The 13,336-nt window shown below is 40.7% G+C and carries 5 protein-coding genes; all 5 read left to right on the forward strand.

Features of this window, described 5'->3' with window-relative positions:
* Positions 1-120: 120 nt before the first annotated feature.
* Positions 121-3,543 carry a TonB-dependent receptor gene (locus tag OQX61_RS11070; RefSeq protein WP_265841735.1) on the forward strand — a complete coding sequence of 1,141 codons (3,423 nt, stop codon included), beginning with the start codon at positions 121-123 and terminating at the stop codon, positions 3,541-3,543.
* Positions 3,544-3,556: 13 nt separating this feature from the next.
* Positions 3,557-5,359 carry a RagB/SusD family nutrient uptake outer membrane protein gene (locus OQX61_RS11075; RefSeq protein ID WP_265841736.1) on the forward strand — a complete coding sequence of 601 codons (1,803 nt, stop codon included), beginning with the start codon at positions 3,557-3,559 and terminating at the stop codon, positions 5,357-5,359.
* Between the two features lie 171 nt (positions 5,360-5,530).
* On the forward strand, positions 5,531-7,939 hold the full coding sequence (locus OQX61_RS11080; RefSeq protein ID WP_265841737.1) for a PQQ-binding-like beta-propeller repeat protein: 2,409 nt from the start codon (positions 5,531-5,533) through the stop codon (positions 7,937-7,939).
* A 76-nt stretch (positions 7,940-8,015) separates the two neighbouring features.
* Positions 8,016-10,172 (forward strand): DPP IV N-terminal domain-containing protein, encoded by a 2,157-nt coding sequence (locus OQX61_RS11085; RefSeq protein WP_265841738.1) that lies wholly within the window; start codon positions 8,016-8,018, stop codon positions 10,170-10,172.
* 482 nt (positions 10,173-10,654) lie between these two features.
* Positions 10,655-13,324 carry a valine--tRNA ligase gene (locus OQX61_RS11090; protein WP_265841739.1) on the forward strand — a complete coding sequence of 890 codons (2,670 nt, stop codon included), beginning with the start codon at positions 10,655-10,657 and terminating at the stop codon, positions 13,322-13,324.
* Positions 13,325-13,336: the final 12 nt, after the last annotated feature.

Here is a 13,336-nt window from a genome sequence, read left to right on the forward strand (position 1 = left end):
AATGTACAGCAATTGGGTAACTCTTCGAAAAATTCTCCAGATGGCCGTGCTATGTTTCAATGAAATTTTAAAACGAATAAAAATATGAAAAAAAACATTACTACACTAATTCTTAATATAATGAGAGTAGGATTAATAGTGTTTGCCACATTGCTAGCTTCCGCCGGAACCATGTTTGCGGAAACGACTTTTAGTCAGGGGCTTAAAAATGTCAAGGTGAGTGTTCACCTGAAAGGCGAATCTTTAGAAAAAGCAATAGAGAAAATCAGTAAAACCAGTAAACTGGATTTTTCTTATAATAACAATGAATTAAGAAAGGTGAAAGGGATTGAAATGGAGGTTTCTGGTAAACCTTTAAATGAAGTATTATTTCAACTATTGAATGGTACTCCTTTTTCTTACCGGGAATCTGAGAATAATGTGGTGATTTTCAGGAGACGTGATCAGGATGCCCTGCCAACTTTATCCTGGATAAATGAGGCCATTTTAATCAAAGGGACGGTGACGGATGAAAAAGGATTGCCTATTCCAGGTGTATCTGTGCGCATTATGGGGACACCGAAAGCAGCCACTACCGACGGAAATGGTAATTACCAGATTGAAGCAGGTTCGCCGGCAGATGTATTGGTGTTTAGTTATGTTGGCCTCAGCGAGCAAAAGGTGGTAATTGGTACCCGCAAGCAAATCAATGTCGTTTTGAAAGACGATGATAAGTTCCTGAATGAGGTTGTGGTGGTGGGTTACGGTACGCAGAAAAAAGTAAACCTGAGTGGTGCTGTGGATGGTGTTTCCGGCAAAGATCTGGAAAACAGACCGATTACCAGTGTTGGCGCAGGCTTACAAGGCTTGATTCCCAACCTGAATATCACCATTTCCAACGGACAGGTGAACAAAGCTCCTAAATTTAATATCCGTGGATTTACTTCCTTAAATGGTGGTTCTCCGTACATTTTGGTAGATAACGTACCCTATACCAGTGAGGAACTGTTGGCTTTAAATCCGGCAGATATCGAGAATGTAACCGTATTGAAAGATGCTGCATCGGCAGCGATCTATGGGGCCAGAGGTGCTTTCGGTGTCGTATTAATTACTACAAAATCAGCTAAGAGCGAAGATTTAAAAATAAATGCTAATACGTATTATGCGATTAGACAGCTAGGTAAAGTACCGGATATTGTGACCGACCCATTGAAAGTAATGGAGTATAAACATGATGCTGCTTATCCTTTGTACGATTTGTATCCGGAAAACATCAGGGAATATGCCAGACAACGTTCGGCCAACCCGGCACTACCTACAGTGATTGTTTCTCCATCGGATCCGAATGCCTGGATGTATTATGGAAGTACGAACTGGATGGATGAGGTTTATAATTCTACTGCGCCAACGTATAATGCCAACCTGAATATCTCCAAAAAAGACGATAAACTGAGCTATTATATGTCTACGGAGTACTTTAGAAATGAAGGGATGTTTAAATATGGTAATGATAAATACGACCGTTACAACCTTCGTGCTAAAGCAGATTATAATTTGTCAAAATGGTTAACAATTGGGAATAATACTGCTTTTAATACCAGTACTTATGATGAGCCTTCCTATAATGGATCAGGGTTCTTTCATAATGTAAACAGACAAAGTTCGTTGGATGTGCCTGTTAATCCGGATGGCAGCTGGACTTCTACCGGAGCTTCCCTATTGGGGAAAATGCAAAGTGGAGGCCGCAGGGTAACCAGGACCAGTAATTTCCAGACTACTTTTACCGCAAAAGCGGCGCTTATTAAAGATGTATGGGACTTAAAAGCAGATGCAACGGTACGGAAAATTGATACTACCGGAAGATCTTTTGATCTTGCGATTCCTTATAAAGCAGGGCCGAATGCTGCCATTAGCTATAGTGGTAATGTAGCCGGATCTGCCACAAATTCGGAACGCCACCTCAGACAAAATATTTATAATATCTATACCGATTTCCACAAAACTTTTAATGAGAAACATTACCTGCAGGTGCTTGCTGGTTTCAATCAGGAAACCAGAAACTGGAGCTATGGTTATGCAAGTCGCTCCAACTTAATCAGCGGTACATTGCCATCTCTTAACCTGGCTACCGGTGCTATGGATATGGGGGAAAGTATGGAAGAATGGGCGGTTAGAGGTTGGTTTTATCGATTCAACTATATTTTTGACAACAAGTATATCCTGGAATTGAACGGCCGTTACGATGGTACTTCTCGTTTTCCTTCGGATGACCGATGGGGCTTTTTCCCTTCTGCGTCTGTGGCCTGGGTAATCAGTAATGAAAGTTTCTTTAAGCCGGTAGCGGAAAAATTAAAGATCGATTTGTTGAAATTCCGTGCTTCTTACGGTGCTTTGGGTAATCAGGATGTAGGCGCTTATTACTATATCCCAACGATGAAAGCCGGACAAATCGGCCAGATTCTGGACGGTAACAGACCCACAACTGTAAATCCTCCGGGATCAGTAGCTCAGAGTTTAACCTGGGAAAGGATTTCTACGATGAATTTTGGTGGAGACATCAGTATGTTTAAAAATAGATTGGACCTGACTTTTGATGCCTATACGAGGTATACCAAAGGAATGCTGACTAAAGGAAAAACCCTTCCGGGAGCTTTTGGCGTATTAGAACCTAAAGTAAATGCCGCAGATTTGAAAACTAAAGGATGGGAATTGAGAATCGGATGGAAAGACGGTTTTATGGTCAACAACAGTCAGCTGTACTATAATGTTGGTTTCAATATGGGTGATAGCCGCAGTTATATCACCAAATTTGATAACCCTAATGGCTTGCTTAGTGATTATTACGTAGGACAACAAATTGGCGAAATCTGGGGATTAGAAACAGAAGGTTTCTTCCAGTCGAAAGAAGAATTAGCCAGTCATGCAGACCAAAGTGCAGTTGGTGCCGATGATACCGGATATAAGTTTGATGTAGGTGATTTAAAGTTTAGAGACCTCAATAACGACGGTAAAATTAATAAAGGAAAAAATACGGTTGCCGATCATGGAGATCAGAAAATTATAGGAAACAGCGAGGCCAGATACCAGTATGGAATCGATCTTGGTGCCGGATGGAAAGGCTTCGATATCCGTGTGTTCTTCCAGGGTGTAGGTAAAAGAGATTGGTACCCTGGTGCGGGTAACCATTACTTCTGGGGTGTATATGCGCAACCATGGACCAATGTGCAGGTGCATAACCTGGATCGCTGGACTCCGGAAACGCCGAACGCTTATTTCCCTCGTGTGAAGGCTTACATCGCCGAAGACGCTACAGAATTGGGAAATCCACAAACGAAATACCTTCAGGATGCTTCTTACCTGAGGTTAAAAAATCTTACCCTCGGTTATACAATTCCAAAATCGTTAACCAACAAGTTGAAAATGGATAAGCTTAGGGTGTACTTCAGTGCAGAGAATATCTTTGATGTTTCACACATCAAAGCCAGGCTAGACCCTGAAGGATTGGATGGCGCGATTTATCCTTTCCAAAAGACCTATTCTGTTGGTTTAAACCTTAATTTTTAACGCAAGAAGGATCATGAAATTACAAACAACTTATATCCTTGCATTAGGATTAATGACCATAGGGCTGACTGCCTGCAAGAAGGACTTCCTGCAAAGGAACCCACAAACTGAAATTACTGAGGGTGCATTTTTTCAATCACCAATAGATTTGGAGACTTATAGCAATGGTTTTTACGGCCAGATTAGTGCCAGCTATTCAGATATCAATTCCGACAATATTTCCAATTATAACGCAGATGGGGAAGTTGATATCATGTTAAGAGGGAGTATATCTTCCTCTAATATTGGTGGCTGGGACAAAAAGGACTGGGAAAATTTAAGAAAAATCAACTTCATGTTGGATCATATCGGACAGGTTAAAGGTGATCCGGTCCTGATCAAACACTTTGTTGGAATCGCTAAATTTTTCCGCGCTAACTTCTACTTTGAGAAAATAAAGAAATACCATAATGTACCCTGGTATGGCCATGTATTGTCGGAAACTGATCCTGATTTGTACAAAGGACAAGACCCAAGAGCATTGGTGGTAGATTCTGTTTTAAGCGATCTGAATTATGCGGTAGCCAATATCAAAGATGATTCAAAAACAAAAGCTGCGAATACCAGGGTCACCAAATGGGCGGCATTGGCTTTATTATCGAGGTTCTCTTTGCATGAGGGTACTTTCAGAAAGTATCATGATGAAATCGGATTAACGGGTGATTATCAGCGCTTCCTGGATGCAGCAGTTGCCGCTTCCGACAAGATCATGAAAGAGGGTGGTTTTACTTTAGTGAGTACTGGTAATGGTGCGCTGGATTATAGATCCCTGTTTGTAAGCCCAAGTCTGGCAACGAACAAGGAAATGATCATGTGGGCGGATTATAATAAGGAATTAAACGTAGGAAATAATAGCCATACGGTATTGGATTATACCTGGTCATTGAGCAGAAATCTGGCAGATACTTATTTGAAAAAAGATGGTACGCCTTTTACCTCAACTCCAGGATATAATACCAAGGTGTATACGGAAGTTTTCGCAGACCGTGATCCGAGAATGGCTGAAACAATTATTAACCCGGGTTTTAGAGGAGCAAGTACTATTGATGAGCCTTACCGGATCAAACCTACTTTAGGTGGCTACAATCAAATCAAGTTTTATCCTCGTGATCCTGCGCTCAGATTAGGTTGGGAGATGAATTATACGGGGTTGCCGATTTTCAGATATGCAGAGATCTTATTGATCAATGCAGAAGCTAAAGCAGAAAAAGGGAATATCAATCAGGGAGACCTTGATCAGACGATTAACCTGTTACGTACCCGGGTTCAAATGCCTGCATTAACGATGAGTGTTGCTTTAGACCCTGTTTTAGCCGCTGCTTATCCAAATGCAAGCGGTGCAGTATTGCTCGAAATCCGTCGCGAGAGAAGGGTAGAAACCGCTTGTGAAGGTTTCCGTTTCAATGATTTAATGCGTTGGAAATGCGGTAACTTATTCCAGGATAGTCAGCAGGGAATGTATGTTCCTGCATTGGGTGGCCTGGATGTAACCGGTGATGGTAAACCTGATATTGCGATCCTGCCTTCTCCGGATGATGAATCTTCTATTGCCAATATTCCAGCTGTGGAAAGAGACAAGTTGTCTAAATATTACCTGAAAGATAAAACAGGAAAAGATCAGAATTTCTACCTGACCAATGGTACTTCAGGCTTCATCGCCTTTACGAGAGACAGAGATCAGCCAAGGAATTTTATTAGTCCTAAATATTATTACCGACCGATTCCAATTGGAGAAACTGTAGTTAACCCGCAGTTGAAACAAGTTTTTGGCTGGTAATGTAGCAAAGAACTTGCGGGTAGTTTAGCAAAGAAAAGGTAGTTTAGACCTGTAATTTAATGCCCTCATCTAGCAGCAGGTTTAAATACCTGCTGCTTTTTTAATGAGCGGAAGCAAGCTTTAATGATACGAACCACACACAATGATCATAAACACTAAAATGAAACCCTAATGAGATTAATTTTTACAGTAGTTTTTGCTTTCCTGGCCTCGGCTGCGGGAGCGCAATACAAAGGAAAAGTTTTCCTGGATGAGAATAAAAATAAGACCTGGGAGAGCGGAGAAAAAGGAATGAAAGGCGTTTCCGTTTCCGACGGACAAAACGTGTTGAAAACCGATGCAGAGGGTAATTTCTCTTTACCAGGACATGCTAAAAACCGCTTTATATTTGTAACTGTTCCTGCCGGATATAAATTATCTGCAAAGCATTACCTTAAAATTGAGGATAAGGTAGCTGCTTATAACTTCGGACTGCTTCCTGACCCAACCAGCGCTGGTTCTTCGGTGAAGATGTTGCAAATTACCGATACCGAAACTTTTAAATACAACGACTGGATTGCCAATCTGAAGAACTTCTCTAAGAAACAGGATGTCAGTTTTATCGTCCATACGGGTGATATCTGCTATGAGAAAGGACTTAATTTCCATGCCAGTCAGGTAACTCCGGAAGCATTGGGAAAACAGATTTTTTACTGCATTGGAAATCATGACCTGGTTAAAGGTGCTTATGGTGAGGAGCTGTTTGAAGAGCTTTTTGGGCCGGTATATTATTCATTTGATGCAGGACCTGCGCATTTTATCGTTACGCCAATGCGTTCGGGTGATGTACAACCATCTTATACCGTGGATGAGGTCATTAGCTGGATGAAAAACGACCTTGCTGCCACCGATAAAAATAAACCGGTGATCATTTTTAACCATGATCTGTTAACTTATAACGACCAGTTTGTGTTGAAAGGAAAAAAGGATTCCATCAACCTGAATGAAAATAATCTGAAAGCCTGGGTTTACGGTCACTGGCACAATAACTTTGTGAGAAAGAGTGATAAAACCGGTATCCAGTATGTTTCTACCGCTTCTCCAAGCATGGGCGGAATTGACAATTCTGCCGCTCAGTTTTTATCCATAGAAATTGATAAGGATGGCGTTAAAGAAATCAAGCCTCATTATACGTATTTGCATGATCATTTGGTGGTAAACAGCCCTAATGCTTCGGATATGGTATTGGTAAAAGATGGTCAGCTGATGATTAGTGCCAATATTTACGATTCTGAAACTACGGTGAAGTCAGCGAAAAGTATCATCTATGATGAGAAAGGAAACCAGATTGCTACTTCGCCATTAGTTGCAAACACAGATTGGAGCTGGTACGGAAAAGTGCCTGTCACTAAAATGAGTAAAGGGAAAAGTTATACGATTCAGACGGAAGTAATTTATCATGATGGCAGGGAGTATATTCAAAAGCAAGCTTTTACTATGCCTTTAAATACGCCATCAGGAAAGATTTCTGGTCTTGATAAAGCGGGTTCCTTAGCCTTAAAATGGGTAAATAACATTAAAGGTAGCGTTTGGAAAGCTAGTCCGATCCTCGCCGGGGGCAAATTATTTGTCGCCACCATTGATGATGCAAACAACCTGAAATGTGGGATTACTGCTTTAGATCCTGCAACCGGCAAAATCCTATGGCATTATAAAACCCGTAACTCTGTGAAAAATGCCCTTTCTTATGATGGTGGTATTGTTTTAGGCACAGATATGGAAGGTTTTACCTATGCTTTAAAGGCTGCTAACGGTACATTGATCTGGAAAAAAGACCTTGGAATGAAAAGTCTGCCGGGCTATATTTCTGGAGGTATTGTCGATAAAGGGATTTATTATACCGGTTACGGATCTTATTTGCAAGCTTTAGAAGTGGCTTCCGGAAACACGATCTGGATCAATAAAGACTGGAATGGTGGCGAAGGTACGCCAGAGAAAATGACACTTGCAGGAGAGGTTCTGATTACCGGAAGTAACTGGCAGAGCTTGTTTGGACACGACCGTAAAACAGGGAAATTACTTTGGAAAAGAAGTGACGAAGGTCTTCGTTTTAGAAGCAGTACCGGGATTTATGCAGGCGGAAAAGTGTACATCACGGGCTTAAATGCCATATTTATTCTTGATCCATTAACCGGAAAGAACATTGGTAAAATTGAAGGTACCTATGATTTTAAAGTAATGGCAACTCCGTTAATCACTGATAAGTACCTGATTATGCCTACTTCAACAGATGGGGTGGTAGCTTATGATTTGAAAACATTAAAAGAAGTCTGGAACAGGCCTACCGGTAATGCATTGGTATATTCTGCTCCTTATACAGGCCCTGAATCCGGCACTGTAGAAAGTACTGTCGTAAAATATGGCAATCAGTTATTATTTGCTGCTTCTGATGGTCATTTATATATGATCAATGAAGATTCAGGAAAAGTACTGCAAAAACTAAACCTTGGTGCACCGGTATTTGCCGATCCTGCCATAAATGGAAAACAGCTTTTCCTGGCAGATTTTGCAGGCAATGTATACGGCTTTGAAATAAAGTAGCTTATGTTGCAATGTTGTTGCAGTCTACCGGGGATACCTGGTTAATTGCTACATTTGGGCCATCAATTATAAAACAATGAAGAAATTTATCTTACTATGTCAGTTGGTGGCCCTTTCATTTTATGGAATTGCCCAGAATAAAATGCTGACCATGCAGGACGCAATGAGTAATGCACGTACTACTCTTGCCCCTGAAAATTTATCTCAGCTACAGTTCATTTACGGAACGGAAAACTATGTATATGCTAAACGTCAGGCTAATGGCCCGGTATGGATGTCAGGGAGCTTTAAAGCAAAAGAAGAACAAGCCCTTCTTTCTCTGGGACAGTTAAATCAAAAGTTAAGAGCAGCTCAACAGGACACCTTAAAGTCTATGCCGGTGATTCAGTTTAACCAGGGCGCAGATTGGATTATGAACGTTAAAGGGGCTAAGGTGGCCTTTAATCCTGCTAAAAACACTTTTAAAACGTTATTAAGCGCAGAACTTGCTTCAAAAACTAATGTGGAAGAGAGTAAAGCCGGTTATGTGGCTTACCTGGATAAGTTCAATCTTTTTGTTTCTAATGGAACAACGACTGAGCAGGTAACTACCGATGGTACTGCGGATATCGTGTATGCTTCTTCTGTTCACAGAGAGGAATTCGGGATTTCAAAAGGAATTTTCTGGAGTAACAGTGGTAAGCTATTGGCCTTCTACAGAATGGACCAGCGTATGGTAAGCGATTACCCGATCTCAGATTGGACAACCCGTCCTGCAAAGAATGTCAATATCAAGTATCCGATGGCAGGTGATAAAAGTCACCATGTAACGTTAGGGGTGTATAATCCTGCTACAAAAGCAGTGGTTTACCTGAAAACCGGCTTGCCGGCAGAACAATACCTGACCAATATCGCCTGGAGTCCGGATGATAAGTCTGTATTTATCGCGGTATTGAATCGTGAGCAGAATCATATGAAATTAAATCAATATGATGCCCTAACCGGTGATTTCGTTAAAACAATCTTCGAAGAGAAAGATGAAAAATATGTAGAACCTTTAGTGCCTATGTTGTTCCTTAAAACTGATCCTTCGAAATTTATCTGGCAAAGTAACCGTGATGGATGGAATCATTTATACTTATATGACCTAAAAGGAAAAGTCCTGAAACAATTGACGAAAGGAAATTGGGAAGTAACAGAAGTGAAAGGCTTCAATCCTAAGGGCGATAAGTTGTTTTATGTGTCTACAGCAGAATCTCCAATCACAAGAAACCTATATTTATTGGATCTAAAATCTGCTAAATCCAAGCGCATTACTCAAGGTTTTGCAGTACACAATACACAAATTAGCAGCACTGGAAATACCGTAATTGATAGCTACAGCAGTCCGGAGTTACCTAAAGTGATTCAGCTGGTAGAAGTGGCGACGGAAAAAACCAAAGTATTGCTGAAAGCGAAAAACCCACTTGCAGATTATGCAACGGTAAACTCATCGATCTTCACGATTAAAAGTGATACCGGTGATGACCTTTATTGCAGCCTTTATAAACCTGTAAACTTCGACAGCACGAAAAAATACCCTGTAATTGTTTACTGGTATGGCGGTCCGCATGCTCAATTGATCACAAATAGCTGGAATGCCGGTGCCGGTGATTACTGGTTCAGATATATGGCGCAACAAGGTTTTGTAGTTCTGACGATGGATACCCGCGGTAGCGATAACAGAGGAAAAGCTTTTGAGCAGTCGATGTTTAGACATGCTGGCGCTGTTCAGCTGGAAGATATGAAGAAGGCAGTAGGTTACCTGAAGTCTTTACCTTATGTAGATTCGGATAATATGGGCTTATTTGGCTGGAGCTTTGGCGGTTTTAGTACCGTTAATGTGATGCTGAAAGCACCAGGTATGTTCAAAGCCGGTGTTGCTGGTGGTCCGGTAATCAACTGGAACTTCTATGAAGTGATGTATACAGAACGTTATATGGATACACCTCAGGAGAATCCTGAAGGTTATGCAGAAACAAATTTATCTGACCATGTCGGTAGTCTGAAAGGTAAATTACTATTGATCCATGGGGTGCAAGACCCGGTTGTTTTACAACAACACACCGTAGATTTCATCAAACACGCTGTTGATAAGAATATTCAGCTGGACTATATGATTTATCCAGGTCATGAGCACAATGTGATCGGTAAAGATCGTGTACATCTTTATCAGAAAGTCACAGATTACTTTATGCAGAATCTGAAAAAGTAGTATTTTGAAATTAATACTGCTAAAAAAATCGGGTTGTACTTTTCGGTCTCAAAATCTTTTGAAAAAAAGATTTTACAGGCCCTCAAAGCACAACCCGATTTTTTTTATAATTAAGTTTCCTGGTGGTGGAAGTTAAATTGCAGGATGTTTATTGTTTTACTTTTTGGCGTTATGAGGGAGGTTTATCTGAAAATAAGGGATGCTATGAAATGCGATGCTTTGTGAATTCGTGCCTTTTAAGGCTATGAGGGCCGCTTAAAAAAAAGGAGAAGCTATGTCATTCTTAATTTCCCCCTGATTCTTTCCTACCCTTTCCACGCTATGAGGGGGCCGCTTAACTAAAAATGAGGGAATGCTATGAGCCGGCCTGTAAAGATTTTGCCCTTCAGCAAAAGATTTGAGACGGCGAGTAGTAACCCGAATTTTTCTCTTTCAGAATTAAAAAGCTATTTTTGCATCTCAACAGATACTTTTTCGTAATAATGAGCATTTCCACAAAATACGACCCGGCAGCAACCGAAGATAAATGGTACAGCTACTGGATGTCAAAGAACTTTTTCCATTCTGAGCCGGATGAACGCGAGCCATATACCATTGTAATTCCTCCACCAAATGTCACAGGTGTACTTCACATGGGACATATGTTGAACAATACGATTCAGGATGTCTTGATTCGTAAGGCAAGAATGCAGGGTAAGAATGCATGTTGGGTACCTGGTACAGACCATGCTTCTATTGCTACAGAGGCTAAGGTTGTGGCGATGTTAAAAGAGCGCGGTATTGACAAGAAGGACCTGACAAGGGAAGAATTCTTAAAATATGCCTGGGAGTGGAAAGAAAAATACGGAGGTATTATTCTGGAGCAATTAAAGAAATTGGGTGCCAGTTGCGACTGGGAGCGTACCCGTTTCACGATGGAAGACGACATGTCTGACGCGGTAATTGACAGTTTCATCCACCTTTATAAAAAGGGAAGAATTTACCGTGGGGTAAGAATGGTGAACTGGGATCCGGCAGGAAAGACTTCTGTTTCTGATGAAGAAGTGATCCGTAAAGAAGTAAATCAAAAATTATATTATATCAAGTATACGGTTGCGGGAAGTAATGATCAGGAATTCCTGACGATTGCGACTACCCGTCCGGAAACCATCATGGCTGATGCAGCTATCTGTGTTAATCCAAATGATGAGCGTTATGCGCACCTGAAAGGGAAAAAAGTATTTGTTCCGTTAATCAACCGTGAGATTCCTGTTATTGAGGATGATTATGTGACGATGGATTTTGGAACAGGCTGTTTAAAAGTTACTCCTGCGCATGATTTAAACGATTATGAGCTAGGATTAAGACATAAATTGCCGGTAATCGATATTTTAAATGACGATGGTACTTTAAATGAGCTGGCACAAATTCTTGTTGGTGAAGACCGTTTCATCGCCAGAAAAAAGATTGCTAAACTATTGGATGAAGCCGGACACCTGGAAAAGGTAGAAGACTATAAATCACAAGTAGGTTTCTCTGAGCGTACGGATGCGGCTATTGAGCCAAAATTATCTATGCAATGGTTCTGTAAAATGGACGAAATGGCGAAGCCGGCATTGGATGATGTATTGAATGGTGATGTTAAGCTGATCCCGGAGAAATTCCAGAACACTTACCGCCATTGGATGGAAAATATCCGTGACTGGAATATCAGTCGCCAATTATGGTGGGGACAACAAATTCCTGCATGGTACGACAACCAGGGTAACTGGGTAGTAGCAAAAACTAAAGAAGAAGCTTTAACAGCGTTTTTAAAGTTAAAAGATGCTGATGGGGAGTTTACTGAGGAAGAAGCTAATGGTTTCAAACATCAGTTAGCACCGTTTGTAAATCAGGATCCTGATGTAATGGATACCTGGTTCTCTTCATGGTTATGGCCAATTTCTGTGTTTGATGGATTTAAAAACCCGGACAATAAAGACATCAACTATTACTATCCGACTAATGATTTGGTAACTGCTCCTGAAATTTTATTCTTCTGGGTAGCAAGAATGATCATGGCTGGACATGAGTTCCGTGGTCAGAAGCCATTTACAAATGTTTACTTAACGGGTATCGTTAGAGATAAACAAGGACGTAAAATGTCTAAATCATTAGGGAATTCTCCTGATCCAATCGGCCTGATTGAAAAATATGGTGCTGATGGTGTTCGTGTAGGTATGTTATTGTGCTCTCCTGCCGGAAATGACCTGATGTTTGATGAAAGCTACTGCGAACAGGGAAGGAATTTCGCCAATAAAATCTGGAATGCATTCCGTTTGGTAAAAGGATGGGAAGTTGATTATTCATTGCCAAATCCTAATCTACAAGCGATTTCATGGTTCGAAAATCGTTTCAATGAAGCTTTAGTAGAGATTGAAGATAACTTTAAACAATACCGCTTGTCGGAAGCGTTAATGACTTCTTATAAATTGGTATGGGATGATTTTTGTGCATGGTACCTTGAAATGGTGAAACCAGCTTATCAGCATCCGATTGATTCAGAAACGTTGAAGTTTACCATCGGTTTCTTTGAGAAGATTCTGACACTTTTACACCCATATATGCCTTTCTTAACGGAAGAATTATGGCATGATGAATTGTTCGGTGAAAAAGAAGAGATGGACTGCTGTATTGTGGCTTCATATCCTGTTGTAGGTTCAATTGATACGGCATTACTGAAAGATGTAGAGGTTGTAAAAGGGCTGATTGCAGAGATCAGAAATGTGCGTAACACCAAGCAGATTTCTCCTAAAGACGCTTTGCCATTGCGCATTAAAGTGAATACAGGAATAAATTATGAAAAATGGCTGAACGTTATTGCTAAGGTTGTAAATATCTCTGATGTGGAGTTCGTATCGGATAAAATTGCTGGTGCAGTTAGCTTCATGGTCGGAAAAGATGAGTTCTTTATCCAGCTAAATGAAACAATTGATGTGGAAGCAGAGAAAGTACGCTTAAATGCAGAATTGGTTTATTTGCAAGGCTTCTTGAAGTCGGTAGATGCGAAGTTGAGCAATGAACGCTTTGTTCAGAATGCGAAACCGGAGATCATTCAGAATGAACGCAGTAAAAAAGCGGATGCGGAATCTAAAATCAGCACTATTGTAGGACAAATAGAATCTTTAGGGTAGTTGTTAATTACA

Origin of the sequence: Pedobacter sp. PLR, from assembly GCF_026239675.1 — a bacterium.
Lineage (GTDB): Bacteria > Bacteroidota > Bacteroidia > Sphingobacteriales > Sphingobacteriaceae > Pedobacter.